General features: G+C 44.3%; 22 protein-coding genes. 14 read left to right on the top strand and 8 right to left on the bottom strand.

All coding sequences use genetic code 11. The features are described 5' to 3' along the window. Positions 1-247 precede the first annotated feature (247 nt). The 11 genes from bchF to FD977_RS06965 are packed head-to-tail and all read left to right on the top strand — an operon-like array spanning position 248 to position 10,483. A complete protein-coding gene (gene bchF / locus FD977_RS07020; protein WP_251369456.1) occupies positions 248-922 on the top strand; it encodes a 2-vinyl bacteriochlorophyllide hydratase in 675 nt (224 codons plus the stop codon). A 21-nt stretch (positions 923-943) separates the two neighbouring features. After that, a complete protein-coding gene (gene bchM / locus FD977_RS07010; protein ID WP_215304472.1) occupies positions 944-1,669 on the top strand; it encodes a magnesium protoporphyrin IX methyltransferase in 726 nt (241 codons plus the stop codon). Between the two features lie 2 nt (positions 1,670-1,671). Then, entirely contained in the window at positions 1,672-3,120 is a 1,449-nt protein-coding gene (locus FD977_RS07005) for a BCD family MFS transporter (RefSeq protein WP_305849422.1), read from the top strand. 56 nt (positions 3,121-3,176) lie between these two features. After that, positions 3,177-3,947: a photosynthetic reaction center subunit H gene (gene puhA / locus FD977_RS07000; protein WP_215304470.1), complete on the top strand. Its 771-nt coding sequence runs from the start codon at positions 3,177-3,179 to the stop codon at positions 3,945-3,947. A gap of 23 nt (positions 3,948-3,970) precedes the next feature. Further along, the gene (puhB, locus tag FD977_RS06995) at positions 3,971-4,630 is read left to right on the top strand and encodes a photosynthetic complex putative assembly protein PuhB (RefSeq protein ID WP_215304469.1); all 660 of its coding nucleotides are present in this window, start codon (positions 3,971-3,973) and stop codon (positions 4,628-4,630) included. Between the two features lie 32 nt (positions 4,631-4,662). Beyond that, positions 4,663-5,088 carry a photosynthetic complex assembly protein PuhC gene (gene puhC / locus FD977_RS06990; protein WP_251369455.1) on the top strand — a complete coding sequence of 142 codons (426 nt, stop codon included), beginning with the start codon at positions 4,663-4,665 and terminating at the stop codon, positions 5,086-5,088. Between the two features lie 28 nt (positions 5,089-5,116). Beyond that, positions 5,117-6,211 (top strand): magnesium-protoporphyrin IX monomethyl ester (oxidative) cyclase, encoded by a 1,095-nt coding sequence (gene acsF / locus FD977_RS06985; RefSeq protein WP_251369454.1) that lies wholly within the window; start codon positions 5,117-5,119, stop codon positions 6,209-6,211. Positions 6,212-6,215: 4 nt separating this feature from the next. After that, the gene (puhE, locus tag FD977_RS06980) at positions 6,216-6,968 is read left to right on the top strand and encodes a putative photosynthetic complex assembly protein PuhE (protein ID WP_215304465.1); all 753 of its coding nucleotides are present in this window, start codon (positions 6,216-6,218) and stop codon (positions 6,966-6,968) included. 11 nt (positions 6,969-6,979) lie between these two features. Further along, positions 6,980-7,867 (top strand): chlorophyll synthase ChlG, encoded by an 888-nt coding sequence (gene chlG, locus FD977_RS06975; protein WP_215304462.1) that lies wholly within the window; start codon positions 6,980-6,982, stop codon positions 7,865-7,867. 11 nt (positions 7,868-7,878) lie between these two features. Then, positions 7,879-9,234 carry a BCD family MFS transporter gene (locus tag FD977_RS06970; RefSeq protein WP_215304460.1) on the top strand — a complete coding sequence of 452 codons (1,356 nt, stop codon included), beginning with the start codon at positions 7,879-7,881 and terminating at the stop codon, positions 9,232-9,234. A 43-nt stretch (positions 9,235-9,277) separates the two neighbouring features. Next, a complete protein-coding gene (locus tag FD977_RS06965; RefSeq protein ID WP_215304459.1) occupies positions 9,278-10,483 on the top strand; it encodes a geranylgeranyl diphosphate reductase in 1,206 nt (401 codons plus the stop codon). 173 nt (positions 10,484-10,656) lie between these two features. On the opposite strand, the gene FD977_RS06960 is transcribed toward FD977_RS06965, so the two are convergent. From FD977_RS06960 to FD977_RS06945, 4 genes are all read right to left on the bottom strand, one after another. Then, on the bottom strand, positions 10,657-11,220 hold the full coding sequence (locus FD977_RS06960; RefSeq protein ID WP_215304457.1) for a lipocalin family protein: 564 nt from the start codon (positions 11,218-11,220) through the stop codon (positions 10,657-10,659). Positions 11,221-11,248: 28 nt separating this feature from the next. Next, positions 11,249-11,530, bottom strand: coding sequence for a hypothetical protein (locus FD977_RS06955; RefSeq protein ID WP_215304455.1), 282 nt, complete (start codon positions 11,528-11,530; stop codon positions 11,249-11,251). Positions 11,531-11,615: 85 nt separating this feature from the next. After that, positions 11,616-12,197 carry an NnrU family protein gene (locus FD977_RS06950; protein WP_215304454.1) on the bottom strand — a complete coding sequence of 194 codons (582 nt, stop codon included), beginning with the start codon at positions 12,195-12,197 and terminating at the stop codon, positions 11,616-11,618. A 21-nt stretch (positions 12,198-12,218) separates the two neighbouring features. Beyond that, entirely contained in the window at positions 12,219-13,421 is a 1,203-nt protein-coding gene (locus tag FD977_RS06945) for a Coenzyme F420 hydrogenase/dehydrogenase, beta subunit C-terminal domain (protein WP_215304452.1), read from the bottom strand. A 123-nt stretch (positions 13,422-13,544) separates the two neighbouring features. Between FD977_RS06945 and FD977_RS06940 the strand changes: the two genes are divergently transcribed. Further along, complete coding sequence (locus FD977_RS06940) at positions 13,545-14,021, top strand: glutathione peroxidase (RefSeq protein WP_371743126.1); 477 nt, start codon at positions 13,545-13,547, stop codon at positions 14,019-14,021. Positions 14,022-14,215: 194 nt separating this feature from the next. Here FD977_RS06940 and FD977_RS06935 read toward each other — a convergent pair whose 3' ends face one another. The 4 genes from FD977_RS06935 to pufB all read right to left on the bottom strand — a co-directional run bounded on the left by FD977_RS06935 (position 14,216) and on the right by pufB (position 16,546). Then, entirely contained in the window at positions 14,216-14,398 is a 183-nt protein-coding gene (locus tag FD977_RS06935; protein WP_215295283.1) for a hypothetical protein, read from the bottom strand. A 285-nt stretch (positions 14,399-14,683) separates the two neighbouring features. Then, positions 14,684-16,096, bottom strand: coding sequence for a PucC family protein (locus tag FD977_RS06930; protein ID WP_215304448.1), 1,413 nt, complete (start codon positions 16,094-16,096; stop codon positions 14,684-14,686). Positions 16,097-16,183: 87 nt separating this feature from the next. Beyond that, positions 16,184-16,387: a light-harvesting protein gene (locus tag FD977_RS06925; RefSeq protein WP_215304446.1), complete on the bottom strand. Its 204-nt coding sequence runs from the start codon at positions 16,385-16,387 to the stop codon at positions 16,184-16,186. Positions 16,388-16,402: 15 nt separating this feature from the next. Next, positions 16,403-16,546: a light-harvesting antenna LH1, beta subunit gene (gene pufB, locus FD977_RS06920; protein WP_112294365.1), complete on the bottom strand. Its 144-nt coding sequence runs from the start codon at positions 16,544-16,546 to the stop codon at positions 16,403-16,405. A gap of 492 nt (positions 16,547-17,038) precedes the next feature. Here pufB and FD977_RS06915 point away from each other — a divergent pair, with 492 nt between their 5' ends. Together FD977_RS06915 and hemA are read left to right on the top strand one after the other, a co-directional pair. After that, complete coding sequence (locus FD977_RS06915; protein WP_215304445.1) at positions 17,039-17,275, top strand: hypothetical protein; 237 nt, start codon at positions 17,039-17,041, stop codon at positions 17,273-17,275. Positions 17,276-17,416: 141 nt separating this feature from the next. Further along, complete coding sequence (hemA, locus tag FD977_RS06910; protein ID WP_215304443.1) at positions 17,417-18,718, top strand: glutamyl-tRNA reductase; 1,302 nt, start codon at positions 17,417-17,419, stop codon at positions 18,716-18,718. Positions 18,719-18,724 lie beyond the last annotated feature (6 nt).

The raw sequence follows: 18,724 nt of genomic DNA, 5'->3' as shown, positions 1-18,724 counted from the left end.
GTCAAATTCACACCGAAAATATGCTGCATTGCAAAAAAATGCCCAATTTGTCCTAAAAAGACAACATTTGGCTTGCGTACTATTTAGCCTTCTTCTTGACAGACTTTCCATAGGGGAAACGCTAGTCTAGGGTTATCCCGAGGACTTTCTTTCCTTAAATACCGTAAACTTTCTGTGACACTTTTTGCTTTAAAAAGTGCGTTAACGATTGTCTAAAAGTTGTTTTGGAAAATACAGCAGACTGTGCATGGAAAAAACATATAAGCCACTTTACACCCCAGAGGAAAGGGTAAGAAGAGACGAGACTAAATGGACCTTGGTCCAAGGAATCTTAGCGCCTGTTCAATTTTTGGTTTTTTTAGTGAGCTTATATTTAGTGCTGCGTTTTTTGTGGACAGGAGAAGGGGAGTCTGCAGCCAATATCTCGGTGGTGGTGAAAACCTTAACGCTCTACACCATCATGCTTACTGGATGCATTTGGGAAAAAGTGGTTTTCAATTGCTACTTATTTGCACCGGCATTCTTCTGGGAAGATGTCTTCAGTATGTTGGTATTGCTTTTACACACTTTATATCTAGTGGCTTTAGCAACAGGATACTTAGATCAATATCAATTAATGATTTTGGCATTAGCTGCATATGCAACTTATGTGATCAATGCAGGCCAATTTATTTGGAAGTTGCGGATGGCGCGCTTAGATCAGGAGAAGAAGCAGCGCGAGTCTCAGCTTGGCGCTGAGGCTATTCGCCTTGAAGCTGCTCAAGCAGCAAGCGTTAATAGCTCTCACGCTACTTTAACCGGCTTAAGTGTGGATGAGGCGGAAGAGTTGCATCGCAATCTGGTTCAAGGGGCACAATTTTTTGGATTTATAGCGATCATTGCGCATCTCCTTGCCTATATATATTCCCCTTGGTTGAAATAATCTAAAAGACTCTGTGAACTAATGCAAAAAAACTCCTACACCCAAAAACGTAGCCAACTAGAGGAATACTTTGATCGAACGGCAGTCGATGCTTGGGCGAAGTTAACTTCGACTGCGAAGGTGAGCGGTATTCGTGCCAAGGTCAGAGCAGGCCGTGAAGAGATGCGCCACCTACTGCTCAGTTATTTACCTAGCGATTTGACTGGCCATCGAGTGTTGGATGCTGGCTGTGGCACTGGTGTGTTAGCAGCCGATTTAGCTAAGCGCGGAGCACATGTCCTGGCGATTGACTTATCACCCACTTTAGTTGATTTGGCTCGCGAGAGAATTGGTAATGATTTTGGAGCGGGCTCTATTGAGTTTCGTTCAGGCGATATGCTTGATCCTGCCCTGGGTGAATTTGATCATGTTGTTTGTATGGACTCCATGATTCACTATCACCATTTAGATATTGCTGATGCTATGGCCAAGCTTGCCGATCGTACGCGATCCAATATCGCCTTTACTTTTGCTCCTAACAATGCAGCACTGAGTACATTGCTCACTCTTGGTAGCTTATTTCCTCGTAGCGATCGATCACCGTTTATTCAACCGATTTCGATAGATTCCCTCACCAGAACTTTTAGTCAGCATGATGGTCTAGCTGATTGGGCACCAGTAAGCACCCAAAAAGTACAGCGTGCTTTTTATTTTTCACAGGCTATGCGTCTCAGCAAGAAGCAGGCCAAGCAAAATACGGCGCGATAGCAATGAAAATGTTTACTCTGACCTGGCGCGGCAAAGAGCTATTTGAAAATTGGAAGCGAGTAAGTCCAAGATTCTTGCCTTTTGCTGATATCGCCACAAAAGAGTTACCACTCAGTCGCCTCTTGAGGCTATCGCTATTTCAGGTCTCGGTAGGCATGGCAATGGTGATGCTGATTGGCACTCTCAATCGCGTGATGATTGTTGAGTTGCAAGTAAGCGCTGCTTTAGTGTCGATCATGGTTGCTCTACCTTTGCTATTTGCTCCTTTTAGAGCATTAATTGGGTTTAAGAGTGATAGTCATAAGTCTTTTCTTGGCTGGCGTAGAGTGCCCTATATCTGGATTGGCTCTTGGTTGCAATTTGGTGGCTTTGCAATCATGCCGTTTGCATTAATTCTGCTGTCAGGTGACACCACATGGCCTACTTGGTTTGCACAAGCAGCAACTGGGCTAGCCTTTTTATTAGTGGGTGCTGGCATGCAGACAACCCAAACTGCCGGTCTTGCCTTAGCATCAGATCTGGCTGAACCTGAGGCTAGGCCTAGAGTAGTCGCACTCATGTATATGATGCTGTTGGTTGGTATGGCGGTGAGTAGTGCGATCTTTGGTTATTTGCTCATTGATGTCACACCTATTTTGTTAATTCGTGTTGTGCAGGGTGTTGCAGCCACTACTTTGTTGCTCAATGTCATTGCAGTCTGGAAGCAAGAACCTCGCCAACCCCATTTAACGGCTTACTCAATTCAAACTCCAAGCTTTAAAGAGACTTGGGCTACCTTTGCGAAACAAGGCAAAGTGATGCGTTTTTTAGTGGCCTTGGGTTTGGGTACTGCAGCATTTAGTATGCAAGACATTATCTTGGAGCCATATGGTGCTGAAGTGTTGGGCTTATCTGTCAGCGCAACTACAGTATTGACCAGCCTAACTTCATTAGGGGCTCTGACTGCTTTTGCTGTAGCGGCACGTTACTTAAATCGCTCCATTGATCCCTATCGCCTCGCCTCAATTGGCGCCTTGTTTGGCATTCTGGCATTTAGTTGCGTCATTTTTTCTGAGCCTTTACTTTCGCCTCTGTTATTTCGTTGCGGTGCATTTTTGATTGGCTTTGGAGGTGGCTTATTTTCCGTAAGCACCTTAACTGCTGCAATGAGTTTTGAATCAGGCGGCATGAATGGTTTAGTACTTGGTGCTTGGGGTGCAGTACACGCTACCGCATCGGGCATTGCTATTGCAGCTGGCGGCGTGATTCGTGATGTGATTTCTAGTCTAGCGACCAGTGGCTTGCTAGGTGATGGCCTGATTTCCGCTGCTACAGGTTATAGCTTTGTGTACCACATTGAATTTTATTTGTTGTTTATTACTTTGATCGCAATTGGACCTCTAGTTGTTATGAACAAGCAGCCCAGGATCAATGTTTCTCAGAAGTTTGGTTTAGATGAATTGCCAAGTTAATTAGTGGCACAGTATGTTTTTTCACGATAAGCGTTATTGTTAAAAGGGAGAGCAAGATGGCAACCGGAGCAATTACAGAATATGTAGATGTTGCGCAATTGGTGCTGTATGCATTTTGGGTATTTTTTGCAGCACTTGTGTACTACCTTACTGTCGAAAGTAAGCGTGAAGGTTTTCCACTCGAATACGATGTTCGTGGTGAAACGCGCCGAGCTGCCGGAATTGCGGGTATGCCAGCGCCGAAAACTTTTCATACGGAATATTGGGGTGATGTCACCGTCCCAAAAGATGAGCCCCTTGAAAAGGTAGCCGCTAGACCTTCAAGTTATTTAAATGGCGCTCCTTTAGTCCCAACCGGAAACCCAATGTTAGATGGGGTTGGACCTGGCGCGTTTACAAAGCGTGCAGACATTCCTGATATGACATCAGAAGGTCAAAAGCGCATTCTGCCTGGACGTCTACTCGGTCAATTTACTGTAGCCAAACAAGATAAGACTCCAGTTGGCATGGAGGTCATGGGTGACGATGGATTGATCGCCGGCACCGTGAAAGAACTTTGGATTGATCAGGCCGAGGTAGTGATTCGCTATTTTGAAATTGAAACCTTGCCAGAGTTTGGCGGTAGAAGAGTATTACTACCGATCAATTTCACTCGAATTCATCAGGACTATATCAAAGTTGAATCGATTCTTGCCAATCAATTTGCTTTGGTGCCAGGCTTAAGGAGTCAGGATCAAATTACCTTACTGGAAGAAGAGAAAATCATGGCTTACTTTGGTGGTGGCACTTTGTATGCAACCCCTGAGCGCCAAGAACCTCTTATTTAATAGCTATTTATTGAAAGTAATTTGTGAATCAAAAACCACATCAATCAGCAGAGTATGAGTTTGAAGCTGCCTTAGGGCTGCCAGAACCATTGCCACAAGATGAAGTGATCTTGTGGCAGGGCGCTCCCAATTGGATCTCTATGGCAAAGCATGTATTTCGTTTGCAGTGGCTTAGCTTGTACTTTGCGGTGATTGTGATTTGGCAAGCGATTTCAGTATCAGGTAGTGAGGGTGGTTTGGCTGAAGGGTGGAGTAGCTTAGCGCTTGCCTTCTTCCTAGCCGTGATTGGTCTTGTGTTGGTTGGACTATTGGCCTACTGGTCAGCAACAACGACTATGTACACCTTAACAAACCGTCGCATCGTGATGAGAGTTGGTATTGTTTTAACAGTAACATTTAATCTCCCTTATAAGACTCTGGGCAGTGCAGATCTCAAGCTATACAAAGATGGAACGGGCGATATTCCGATGCAGATTGCTACCGAGGATAAGATTGCCTTCTTTCATTTATGGCCCCATGTGCGTCCATGGCGTTTAGCGACACCAGAGCCTATGATGCGTTGCGTTCCTAATGCCAAGGCAGTTGCAACCATATTGACAGAAGCCTGGATGGCATCTACCGGACTAAGCAAAATGGAAGTTCATGAGGCTCAAGTTGAGCAAGCGGGAGTGCAGGCGGCATGAGTGCTCCAGAAAGAAAAGATTTTCTATCGCCCGTGGCTAAGATACTAGTAGCCGCTGGCATTGTCATTGTGTTGCTGTTGGTTTTTATTAATAGCCGCGATTTAAGTCAGGTGAGAGAGCCGGATGCAGCGCCTGTGAAAGTCTTGCAGTTACGCTTTGAAGATCGGCCAGATGGCTCGATTGCTGTATTGAATTACAAAACTGGGCAGCAGATCGACTCCGTTCAGGGTGAGGCAGGATTTATTAGGGGTACTTTGCGCGGGCTTGCTCAAGAAAGAAAGCGCAGGGGGCTCGATAGTGGGCCACCGTTTGAGCTTATTTATAGAGCGGATGGTCGCTTAACTTTATCTGATACCGCAACGGGTCGCATGGTCGATCTGGAGTCTTTTGGACCTACCAATGCTGGAACATTTTTTAAATTGCTTGACCCAGTGCAATTAGCAGCAACAGTGAAATAATTTTTTTCTTTTTTATTTGGAGTAGGAAATGAATTTAGATAGCGCAGAAAGTATGTTGCAAAGTCAAATCCCTGCAAAGGGTGAAATTAATGAATCTACCAAGATGGCATTGGAAGATGCTGTATTGAGCCCGCGCTTTTATACAACCAATTTTAAAGAGATGGATCGTATCAGCATCGATTCCTTGCGCCCTGAGTGGGATGCATTGATGGCAGAGTATGAAGGTGACAATAATCATGATCACTTTCAACGCCCTGCAGATATGGACAAAAATTACTCCAATCTACATCCAGCCTTATATGACGAGTTTGTGGATTTCTTGATCAGCTCTATTACTTCTGAGTTCTCTGGATGCATTTTGTATGCAGAGATTAAGCGTAAGGTCACTAATCCAGATATGCGCATGTTATTTGGTTACATGGCCAGAGATGAAAGCCGTCACGCTGGCTTTATTAATCAGTGGCTCAAGGATTTCAATATCGGTATTGATTTAGGCTTTTTAGCGAAATCTAAGAAATATACATACTTTAGACCTAAGTTTATTTTTTACGCCACCTATCTTTCAGAGAAGATTGGTTATGCCCGTTACATCACCATTTTCCGAGAACTTGAAAATCGCCCTGAAACACGCTTTCATCCGATCTTTTTATGGTTTGAGCGCTGGTGTAACGATGAGTTCCGCCATGGTGAATCCTTTGCATTAATCATGCGTGCCAATCCGAAGTTGCTCCAAGGTGTTAATAAGCTATGGATTCGTTTCTTCATCCTTGCGGTATATGCCACGATGTATGTGCGTGACCATACTCGCATTGAACTCTACAAGGCGATGAAGATCTCCCCAACGGATTACGACAAGAAGGTTCTTTTCATCACCAATGAAATTATTAAGCAGGTATTCCCAATTTCTGTGAATTTGGATGACCCCCGTTTCTATCAGTACCTTGAAGAGATGAGGGCGCTGTTCGAAAAGATGGATGTTTATAAAAAAGAGGGTGGCCTGATCAACAAGTTGAAAACTGCCGTTTTAGGCGCTCGTGCTGGTATTGTATTTTTGAAGTTGTATTTCATGCCAGTTCAAGACAATGCCTTGCCGGCTGATGTTCGCATGGTTCCTTCCTGGTAATCTGATGAGCATTGTTTGGCCCATCCTCTACTCCATTTTTATATGGTGGTTTAGCACGGGAATTATTCTCTTGCTAAACCAACGTCATCCTTCGACCTATAAAAATGCTTTTTGGGTGAGCGGTATGGTTTTAGCTTTAGCTTTAGTCGGACTAAAAACCAGTGCTAATTTAAGTACAGTAGCCGGTGCTTATTGCGGCTTTACCTGTGCCATTTTGGTTTGGGGTTGGCAAGAAATCGGCTTCTTATTTGGTTACGTTACCGGTCCTCGTCGAGATCCTTGCCCAGAAAATTGTCGGGGTTGGCAAAAGGCATTTCTTGCATTTAAGACGATCCAGCATCATGAGGTTGCGTTGGTAATCCTGGCACTTGCTGTGACCGTAATGACTTGGGGTGGCTCAAATCAGACTGGATTTTGGACTTTTATGATTCTTTGGCTCATGAGGCAAAGTGCGAAGTTAAATATCTTTTTGGGCGTTCTAAATCTCAATGAGCGCTTCCTGCCAAATCATCTCAAATATATCTTTACTTACTTCACCTGTAAGCCAATGAATCCATTGCTACCGATATCAGTGATTGGCGGTGCTCTTTGTGCAATTCCATTATGGCAAGCTGCGCTCGATCCGAATGCGAGTGATTTCGTGGTTGCCTCAATGTCATTGACTGGCGCTATTTTGTCCTTGGCAGTCTTAGAGCATATTTTGATGGTGGTTCCTTTTTCTAGCGAAGGCTTGTGGAAATGGGGGATGCGATCATAAACACGTCCACTATGCGCCGCTTTCCTGCGCCATCCGCAATTTTAGAGTTGCTCAAACCCATTACTTGGTTTCCACCCATGTGGGCTTTTGCCTGTGGAGTGATTGCAACTGGCGTTTCCTTTGAGGGGCGTTGGCACTTGCTGGTCGCTGGAGTCATTCTCGCTGGTCCGATGGTCTGCGCTGCTAGTCAGGCAGTAAACGATTGGTTTGACCGTGAAGTGGATGCTATTAACGAACCGCAGCGTCCTATTCCCTCTGGTCGGATGCCTGGGGCTTGGGGTTTATACGTTGCCATTATTTGGACTGGTCTCTCACTCTTATTGGGCTGGCTAATTAGTCCCTGGGCATGTGTGGCAACACTACTCGGTCTTTTGTTGGCCTGGTTCTACAGCATGCCGCCATTACGCTTTAAGCAAAACGGTTGGTTAGGTAATGCGGCTTGTGGAATTTCTTATGAGGGTCTTGCTTGGTTTACAGGATCAGCAGTAATGATGGGTGATTTGTTTCCCTCAACCCCTTCTATTTTGCTGGCTATTTTGTATAGTATCGGCGCACACGGCATCATGACCTTGAATGACTTCAAAGCAATTGAGGGTGATCGTCAAATGGGGGTACTTTCCTTGCCTGTCCAACTCGGTGTTGCAGGCGCCGCTGAGAATGCATGTTTGATGATGTTGGCCCCACAGTTTGGCGTCTTTGGCCTCCTGTTGATCTGGGGTGCTTACTGGCAGGCTGGTGTGATTGTGCTGTTGATAGCAGGGCAAATAGTGATGATGCGTAATTTCTTGCTTGATCCAGTCAAGCAGGCATTATTTCTGAGTGGTTTTGGGGTGCCATTGTTTGTTGCAGGAATGATGGTAAGTGCATTTGCAGTGGCAGGACGTTTCTCGGTCAATTAATTTATTTCACTATGAGCGCTTCTGAATCCACCTATCTCACTTGGCCCCAAATTGCACGGCTTGGTTTAGTCCAAGCGTCTTTGGGATCAATTGTGGTTCTAACTACTTCACTGTTAAATCGTGTGATGGTAGTTGAATTAGCTCTACCAGCAATCCTGCCTGGTGCATTAGTAGCGATTCATTATTTTATTCAGCTAATACGTCCACGCATGGGTTTTGGCTCCGACCAAACACGTAGAGCTACTCCTTGGATTCGCGGGGGAATATTAGTATTAGCTAGCGGCGGGGTACTTGCTGCTGCCTCAACGATTCTGTTAAATAGCTCAGTAGGATTAGGTATTGCACTAGCCACTATCGCCTTCTTAATGATTGGTGTTGGCGTTAGTTCTAGTGGCACTGCATTGTTGGTTCTTCTGGCAAAACGTGTGGAGCCTAAAAAGAAGGCTGCTGCTGCTACCTGCGTTTGGTTAATGATGATTTTCGGTTTTGCTTTTACGGCCAGTGTCAGCGGAAAGTTTCTGACACCTTTTTCATTTGAGCGCCTCTTAATAGTATCTTCTACCGTCTCTGCCATTGCAGTGGCGGTGACATTCCTAGCAATTTGGGGAATGGAGTCCCCAGCGTCAAAAACTCAGCTGTCCACCGCCAACACAGATGCGATTCAATCAGAGGTAACTCCTGCCAAAGCAAATTTTCGTGAAGCCTTTGCTGAGGTTTGGAAAGAAAGTAGGGTGCGTTCGTTTACTTGGTTTGTCTTTGTGTCGATGCTCGCCTATAGCTCCCAAGATTTAATCTTGGAACCTTTTGCAGCAGTTGCCTTTGGGTTCTCTCCCGCAGAGACAACGACATTATCTGGCTTACAAAATGGTGGCGTCCTCCTTGGAATGCTCTTTTTAGCCTTTATCACCACCAAAGCGAAATCTCAGACTTTAACGTCATTAAGCACTTGGACTATTGGCGGCTGTCTTGCTTCAGCCTTGGCGATGCTAGGCCTTGTTTTATCGGGCCCCATTGATAACGTGATTTTCTTTAAGGTGGCTGTTTTCTTATTGGGCATTTTCAATGGCGCATTTTCTATTGCCGCTATTGGATCGATGATGCAATTTGCCAGTGTTGGTAGCGCACAGCGTGAAGGTGTTCGAATGGGTATTTGGGGTGCATCGCAAGCGATGGCCTTTGGCTTAGGTGGAATTATTGGAACTGGCTTAAGCGATATCGCGAGGATTGTTTTAGGTGATCCTGCCTCTGCGTATGCCTTTGTCTTTTTCTTAGAAGGTGTTTTATTTGTGGTGGCTGCCTACTTGTCTTATCAGACACGCACGCAAAAACAAACAAACGAATTATCAAAGCAATTGGTTGGCGTGTAAGTTATTAATGATGAAGTAATGCACTCAATATATGGAGATCAGAATGAGTACTTTAGAAACCTTTGATGTCGTAGTTGTTGGTGGTGGTCCTACTGGAGCTACTGCTGCAAGTGACCTTGCTAAGAAAGGTCGTAAAGTACTCTTATTGGATCGTATGGGCCGAATTAAGCCTTGCGGTGGGGCTATCCCTCCACGCTTGATAAAGGATTTTGAAATCCCTGATGAGCTTTTAGTCGCCAAGGCCAATTGCGCCAGAATGATTGCGCCATCAGATAAGGCAGTAGATATGCATATTGAGGGTGGCTTTGTAGGGATGGTCGATCGCGATAAGTTTGATGAATTTTTGCGTGTCCGTGCCGCCAATGATGGCGCCGAAAGAAGAACGGGTATTTTTGAAAAACTCAGTCGTGATGAAGATGGCGTCTCAGTGGTCCAATATGTCGTCCGAGGTGGCAAGCAAAGTGTGCCTGACACAACCGTATCGGTACGTGCCAGGGCAGTAATTGGTGCAGATGGTGCCAAATCCGGAGTTGGGCGCCAGGCTATCCCCGGCGCGAAGGAAGTTGAATATGTCTTTGCGTACCACGAGATCGTCAAGGTTCCTGAAAATCCGCCGGCAGACTTTGATGGCAGCCGCTGCGATGTGTTTTATCAAGGCGCTTTATCTCCTGACTTTTATGGCTGGATATTCCCGCATGGTAATACCATGAGCATTGGTACAGGAACTGCTGATAAAGGCTTTTCCTTACGCAGCGCAGTTACCGCCCTTAAAAAACAGACTGGTCTTGAGAATGCTGAAATGCTGCGACACGAGGGCGCACCCTTACCAATGAAGCCCTTGAAGAAATGGGATAACGGTAGAGATGTAGTGTTAGCCGGTGATGCTGCTGGCGTGGTAGCTCCAGCTTCGGGTGAAGGGATTTACTATGGCATGTATGGTGGCCGAGTAGCTGCAGAAGCAGTAGAAGAGCTTCTCGTTACTGGCAATGGCAAGGTTTTAGCAAAAGCCCGTAAAAAATTTATGAAAGAACACGGTACCGTATTCTTAGTTCTCGGAATCATGCAGCGTTTTTGGTACAACAACGACAAACGTCGCGAGCGCTTTGTCAAAATGTGTGAAGATAAAGACGTTCAGCGCTTAACCTTTGAATCCTATATGAACAAAAAACTTGTACGCCGTGACCCTTTGGCGCACATCAAGATTTTCTTTAAAGATACCGCCCATTTATTGGGTTTTGCGAAAGTTTAAAGGGTCATTCAGCAGCAGTTGTAAATTCGTTCTAACTACTGAAGGGAAATGGAAATGAGAGATAACAGCGCAACAAACTTACGAAATAAAACCGGCAAAATCTATGTGATTGGGATCATCGCATTTTCTGGATTGATTATCGGAATTACCTTTATCAAATTCTTATTTTCAGTTTAATTTTGTGGTGTCAGGCTCAGTTGTTCGAGACTGAAGCCGTTGTCATTTACTAGGCGGTTTAGCAGCGCCTGATACTTTTTGGGCTCAACCGTCTTGGTGCGGGAAAGAATCCAAAGGTATTGCCTTCTGGGGTCACTCACGGCTGCTAATTGATATTCGGGGTCAATGTCGATTACCCAGTAATCACCCCAGACCATTGGCAGAAATCCAAGCCAAGCTGGAGCAAAGCGAACCTCCAAGGTGGGGGAGGTGGAGTTGCCAATTTGCCTTGCAGTACCTATGGCCCCACCTTTTTCACCATTTTCAAAGGTGCAGCGGTTAGTGACGCTGACATTGCCATCATCCTTGATCTTGTAAGTGGCATTCGTATCGGCTATACATTTTCTCTGAAACCAATTTGGAAATTTCGCGATCTCATACCATGTGCCTTGGTAGCGAGGTACATCAAGCGAAGCAATTGTTTTAATGGGTGCAATGGGTTTTTGATCCCCTTGCGCAATCGCTACATTGTGAATAAGACTAAATGCCAGCAGACCAATGATGGAGTAGATTTTATTCATAGTATTTTCGATTAGTTAAGAGTAAGGGTTATGAAGATCTTAATTGTGTTGCGCAAGATTCAATGCGTTCCTGAGCTTTACGTAATTGAATCAATTCGGTGCCAGCTTTATTGATTTTGAGTTGTCCAATTGCTGGATCAAAGCGCATTAATATTTGATAAAAGTCTTTTACTTCAAGTAAGTTAACTTTAATCTCCTTGTCCCCCAAAAACAGATTGGCATCCAATGAACCTTTGGTGATATCTATTCGTAGCGGACTAGCATTCAGAGTACATTGAATAGACTTATTTTGATTATTAATGGACTCCAATACTGGCCCACTAGCATCGCAGCCCAATAGAAGCAGTGGGATTAGATATAAGTGAAAATGCTTGAAGTACATATAGTTAGTGAACTTACCTTGCTCCGAGTGGCGAAACTCCAATCAAGTATTGATGTAGTCCAAATATAAATGCAGCCCAAATCACAATTCCTGTGACAACTACAGTAATCGTAGCTTTAGTGCTTATCGCAGCGTTTTCTGGCATATGAATAGGGCGCTTTCTAGCTGAACGGAAATCCAGCACTGCCCACAGTAAAAAGGATCCAAATAAAATCAGGTCCACTAATGTTCCATTTGCCAGTAGGTGAGCAAGTGCCCATACCTTGACACCTAAAATCATTGGGTGCTTTAGCTTTAGCCGAATAGCATTATTGCTTGGTGAACTTCCTGCCAGGAAAATAAAGGCGACTAAGTTTAATAGGATTGCAATATGGATCAGGTAGGTTGCTGGCTGCCATAGAACAATGGGTGCCTGTCTGGCTTGACCATAGCCAACTACAACCAAAATCAATCCAATTAAGGAGATGATGGTGTACAGACCCTTCCATTTCACCTCGCCTAAGCGATCAATCATGTGATTGCGCCATGGTTCAGCAAAGATGCGGCAAGAGTGGCTGCCAAGAAAAATAATAAGACCAATGATGAGTAGGGACATGCAAGGCTCCAGTAAGAATAGTTATTCTAGGGGTTTATGAGTTTCAGAGTCAGTGGGTTTGATACCGTAAGGCTCTACTAGTGGCCAGATGTGATTTGGAATCATGGAAGCCATCTTTGCTGGCTGCTCTCTTCTGAGATGAAGTACTGTTTCAATCGCTTTCATTTCTACACGCGTTCTCGCAAACTCCAAGCCACGAGGACCCACTCTAGGCATTAACCAACCCACAATTGGTCTTAACCAATTCGGCATTTTTCTTAAGGGTAGTCCGCCTGCTGCACGCTCGACATTCTTCATGAATCCAACTACAGCAGAGTGGCGTTTACCTGCAGTACCCGGAGCAGATGTTGTTACTTCATCTCCAAGTAGATTAAGCAGTTCTTCGCCGCGGTGATTGCGCACGATAAGCCATTGCTCTCCCTGTCCACCCATATAGCCAACGGTAATATCAGACAGCACATTGGTGTAATCGACGCACGTACGGCAGGTTAAAGGAAAGAAGTCATTTGGTAGGGTGGATAGGGGTAATTGAAGAAATGGAATTTCTTTCTTCTTGCCATTCTTAAAGCGGACTTCAACATGGTAGTCAGCCCTAAATTCAAGATAGTTAATCTCTTCGGGCTCCGCACTAATGAGCGATAGAAAGTGATGAAAGTTTTCTGTAGTCGTATTGTCTGAACAGGGGGTGCCAATGACGTAGAGTTTTTCAAGGCCCAATTCTTTTTCAAGTGCTCTTAAGGCATAAACCTGGCAAGGGATGCCAATAACGGCCATTTTCTTGTAACCCTTGGCAATGGCTGGCTCCAATAGAGAGAGTAGTGGCGCATATCCCATTCTCATGCCACGACATTTAGCCATATCCGATGCTTTATCAATAATGATAGGCAATGGCTTCCAGCGATCGTTAGGATCTTCAGTCATCGTCAGAATGGCATCAACCGCACCAGTCTCCAATAAACGTTCACCAATGCGTGTAGTAATCCCAGTCCACTGGGCTCCTGTACTGGGATTTTTAAGTCCCGCACGCAGCATTTTGGTAAATGGACCAAAATGAAGCTCATCCGGTCGATTGAGGTCTCTGGCTCTGCCGTGCACCTGAGTTTCTAGTTCGGGATATTTCGGCTTGATGAACTGGCAGGCGTCACCACAGCGTTTTGGGTTACTGGTACGAGAGATGCCGCAGTCGGTACACAAGCTTCGATATGGTGCTGTATCCAGAGTCACGCTAGCCTTTCATTATTCGGATGTTCGGGTGGGATAAAGCTATATAGCTAAAGCTTCCCAATCCATTTATTATGACCTGAATATTCAATATTTGCAGAGCGTTTTAATCATTTTGGAGAATGAATTATGTTGCCGAATATCCCCCTAAAAAGACTCAATGGAGTCCAAGAAAATCTCCAGGATTATGCTGGCAAGGTTCTTCTTATAGTCAATGTGGCTAGTCGCTGCGGGTTTACACCGCAATACCGGGATTTACAAAATTTGTATGAAGAAAATAAGGCCCATGGCCTGGAAATTTTAGGATTTCCTTGCAACCAATTTGGAGCTCAAGAGCCTGGCTCAGCAGATGAGATTGGGCAATTTTGCAGCGCAAATTATGGCGTAACGTTTCCGATGTTCGAGAAGATAGATGTGAATGGTGCGGCCGAACATCCTTTGTATGCATTTCTAAAGGAGCAGGCTCCAGGCATTCTAGGAACCACTAGTATTAAGTGGAACTTCACTAAATTTCTGGTGAGCAAAGATGGTAAGTCCGTTACACGCTTGGCATCTGCCGATGGCGCAAATAAAATGTCAGAGGCGATTAAAAAGCTGCTGTAGTTTTAATGCGGCCTGATGGGCGCTATTTAAGGCGAGTGGCGCTCACTTCTTTTTCTTCTGATCGGAATCTAGCCATTCATTTACGTCTGGGAATGCGTCTTGCACTTCTCCCATAAATTCCCTGACCATAAAATATAGGCCGGCGATTAATAGGCAAAAAACAAAGATCGATACGAGGAGTAATGTTGTATTACTCATTTTTTACGATTCAGCAATGCTGACAATTTGAAATAAATCCCAAAGCAAAATATTGAGGGCACCCAAAGCGCCGTGAAGATAGACTGCTCTCGATCCTGAACTACGAACCATAAATAGGCTGAAGTGAAGAAAGAAATCACCACAGCCATGAGAATGAAGTAATCTGACTTTTTAAACACACTCACTCCTTTACTTCGTTATTAAAATAATCCCTGATTCCGAAGCCAATTGCACTCAGAAGGCATCCCATGATAGCGCAGCTGCCTAATACGCGAATGCCAGAGGAAAGACCAAAGGCGAATACCTCTTCAGAAATAAAGCCCCATAAGCTCAAGCTAATCAATATAAAACTAATTGAGCTAATGAAGAAGCCTAAAAATATGAAAACCTTTTCAGCTAATAGCGCTAATTTATTCATTGGGTTGAGCGCTGCAACAGGATTGAAGGTCTTTTGGTGACTTCAATTAAGCCGCCGATGCCACTGACTTGGTTGGCCATGAAAAGTTGGCCATTGCAATGATGGTAATAAATAGCAAGATGATTTCTATCAGATAGACGCCACAATATCCGGTTGCTGCATTATTCAGATCTGCACCAAAATAATTTCTTGAGGCCATGCCGGCAATGATGTCCCGAAATATTCCCCCGACACCTATTGCAATACCTGCGGCGGTAGCTTGTACAGCTCCCCATGCACCTAATGCCAAACCGCTTTGATTTTCAGGGGCGTATCTCATTGTGGCAGTTAAGGTCCCATGACTAAATAGACCATTGCCAAATCCAATTAGTAACACCCCCACAATAAAAATGAGTGTGCTACCAAGGGGCGCAGCCACAATCACCAAAATGAATGCCGGAATACCAATTTTGGCGCCATTACTAGCCATCTTAAAGGGGTCGTAACCAGCGCTTAATACTTTGGAGGCAATACTAAATCCAAATAAACAACCAAGGGCTAGAGTGGCTGTTAATACAGTTGTAGCACTCACACTCATGTTTAATAATTCACCGCCATAGGGCTCCAACAAAACATCATTCATGCTAAATGCCATAGTGCCAAAACCCACGGCGATTAAGCGACGAATAGCTTGCCCACCTTCTTTAAAAGTTTCCCAAGATTCTTTAAAATTTTGCTCTCTGGCTGCTTGCGCTCTTGCCCGCGCTTCTTCGCGACTTTCTTGCTTCCAAAGGGCGATCGCATTCAAAACAATAGTTACAACAGCACTTCCTTGAATTACTTGGATTAGACGACCTGGGCTGTACTCTTCTAATAGTTGACCAAAAATCAGCGCACTGCCAATCATGCCAATTAATAGCATCACAAACATCAACCCAACAATATTCGGTTGTGATTTAGGTGGGGCAAGATCACACGCCAATGCAAGACCTACAGTTTGAGTGGTGTGAATACCGGCACCAACAAATAAGAAAGAGAGTCCAGCAGCCGCCAGTCCAACCCATGATGGTGCTTGACTGGCATTGCCGGCGCCCGCTAAGACCAGTAGGGCAAAAGGCATGATCGCTAGTCCGCCAAATTGAACCATGGTTCCCATCCAAATATAAGGAACACGACGCCAACCTAGGGCGGATTTATGGGTATCAGAGCGAAAACCAATTAACGCTCTAATGGGTGCAAAAATAATGGGCAAGGAAACCATGATCGACACTAGCGATGCTGGTACTTGCAACTCCACAATCATCACTCGATTTAGAGTGCCGACCAAAAGTACCAGGGCCATGCCAACCGATACTTGGAATAGGGATAGTCTGAGTAATCTGCCTAGTGGTAGTTCAGCAGAAGCGGCGTCTGCAAAAGGTAAAAATCTGGGGCCTAGATTCGCCCAAGTATTGATTAATTTTTGACTAAAACGATTCATGTAAAACTTAGTTTAACTGACCGATGCGCAAAACAAAAACATAAGACCTAGATGTTTAGATCTAGGTCTTATGAGGTAGGGTACAACTTATTTTTTTGCTAATGGTGCTGCAGGTGCCGTAGAAGCGGCAGCAGCTTTTGCAGCTTGACCACCCTCTAAAAAACCTTTCACCCAAGTTGTATTATTTAATAATGCCAAATGAACTGAAAAAGAACCAACAGCTACTGCACCCAAAAACAATGGGATGCCAACAGTTGGTTTTACTACTGTCCACATTTTTCCGTAGATCATCTTAAGCTCCTTAAATTACTTCAACCAAGGTGAATAGATGTAAGCAAGTAAATGGGCGAGTGCTGCAATCATCCCAAAAAATTGCGTACCTTGTATGAGGTTGCGATGCAACTCTTCCGCCTCCTCAACACTCAGACCTGTAAGAGTGTTATTTGTCATAGCGTTTCCTCTCAAATCTAACTGCGTCGTGCTAACCCACACGAGGGCACTGAATAACCTTCTGTACTACAAGGTGAATTTTATACCAATGTGTATAAAAAAATATACAGTTTTATGGGTAATTTCCCTTACAAGTTCTTTTATTGCGGTGCAAAATAATTGATTCATCACGCTGATTTTTAGGGGCTGTTTAGTCTAAATGGGATATAGAATGACTAGCTTTAGAGGCTGTTTTAGGGCGTCAAATCAACCTAACTAGTGATCTTTGCCATGATAAAAATACTATTTGAGATTGCGTGTGCTGCAGTTGGATTTGCCATGTCTTTGTTGTTTGCCAAGCAACTGGATCTGGGAACTGTACCTGCAGTATTTATGGGGCTTATGGGGGCAATATTTGCCTTTATTCTTGCCCAAGGCCTTACAAGCTTCATATTTCGTATACTGAGACGAGATTAATTTGGGGCTCAGCCTCCTTAACCATAAGGATAAGTAATGAAAGAGCAATCTGTACCAGGGCAAGTAGACGCAAAATTGAAAAGAACCCTGCTTTGGCTCAAATTTGCCATTGTTGTATTTCCCTTGGCCTTAATTGGCCAGATCTGGATTCTGTATCAAGAGTATTCCTTTACGAATCTCGCCTTTGTGCTGATTACGGCTTTAGCCTTGTATTCCACCATCAATTCGTACAAAAAATTTAAAGCCTACGAAGCTGCTATCAAAAATCAGTAGCAGCAGCCCTTATGCGGGTTTTCCCTATTAGGTGATACTCAAATAGGTGTCAATCTTGATTGACATATTGCGAATCAAGATGAAGAATCATTTCTATGATTTTTCTTGATCCGTCCAAGCTATTTTTAAATAGCCACTAGCATGCAAATACTGAATCTTGGTGTCAATCATCACACTGCTCCAATTGATATTCGGGAGAGGGTTGCTATTGCCCCAGAGCATTTACAGGATTCCTTATTGGATCTTCGTAATCATTTGAAGGGGAAGTATTCCGATTTGACGCCAGAGGTAGCCATTTTATCTACCTGCAACCGCATGGAAATTTATTGTGCAGCTAATGACGCTACTTATCCTGATCATTATTTAGAGGAGCGCACTTTTGATTGGCTGACATCTCAAAAGCGTTTGCAGGGCGATGCATTGAAGCCATATATTTATTCTGCAAAAGAGACTGATGCAGTAAAGCACGTATTTAGAGTGAGCTGTGGAATGGACTCCATGGTTTTGGGGGAGACTCAAATACTGGGTCAAATGAAGAAGGCTGTGGAGTTAGCAGACCAAGTAGGCACACTCGGGCCGTTTCTAAAACCTTTATTTCATAAAACTTTTTCAGTTGCTAAAGCGGTTCGATCATCAACAGATATTGGTACGCATTCAGTATCCATGGCTGGTGCCTCTGTTCGCCTAGCAGAAAGAATTTTTGGCGACCTCAAGAACTCCAAAATTTTATTTATTGGTGCAGGTGAGATGATTCAGCTATGCGCCTCCCACTTTGCCGGTAAAAGGCCAAAAGAAATTGCAATCAGCAACCGCACAGTTGATCGTGGCGATGAGATGGCAAGGGTTTTTGCTGCAAAAGGTTTGCAAACAGATTCCTTTCCACTGCAATCCTTGCCAACTCGCCTACATGATTTTGATGTGATTGTTTCCTGCACTGCAAGTGCATTGCCCATCATTGGTATGGGCATGATTAAAACAGCCTTAAAAGCCAGAAATAGTAGGCCGATTGTATTGATTGATTTAGCAGTGCCGCGTGATATCGAGCCAGAGATTCGATCCCTGAAAGATGCCTACCTCTATTCAGTAGATGACTTAGGTGGCGTTGTTAATGAAGGTCGCAATATCCGCGAACTTTCAATGGCGAATGCTGAAATCATTATTGACAAAGGTGTCAGTGAATTTTTTCAGATACTCCAAAAAAGAACGCTTGTACCGATTATTCAATCCTTGCAGACTACTGCAGAGCGTCTCAAAGAAATTGAATTGGAAAAAGCAGTACGTCGTATTAAAAAGGGTGAAGACCCGGTTGAGGTTTTATCCATCATGGCTCAGGCCTTGGCCAACAAATTTATGCATGCCCCTATTAACGCATTACAAAATTCACCGAACAATGAGATTGAAGACTTTAAACGAATCCTCTCTAGTATCTACTCTCAAAAATAATTACGG

The organism is Polynucleobacter sp. AP-Elch-400A-B2, assembly GCF_018688355.1.
Lineage (GTDB): Bacteria > Pseudomonadota > Gammaproteobacteria > Burkholderiales > Burkholderiaceae > Polynucleobacter.
Note: the sequence above shows the minus strand (reverse complement) of the source record. Positions and strands in the feature narration are given on the sequence as shown.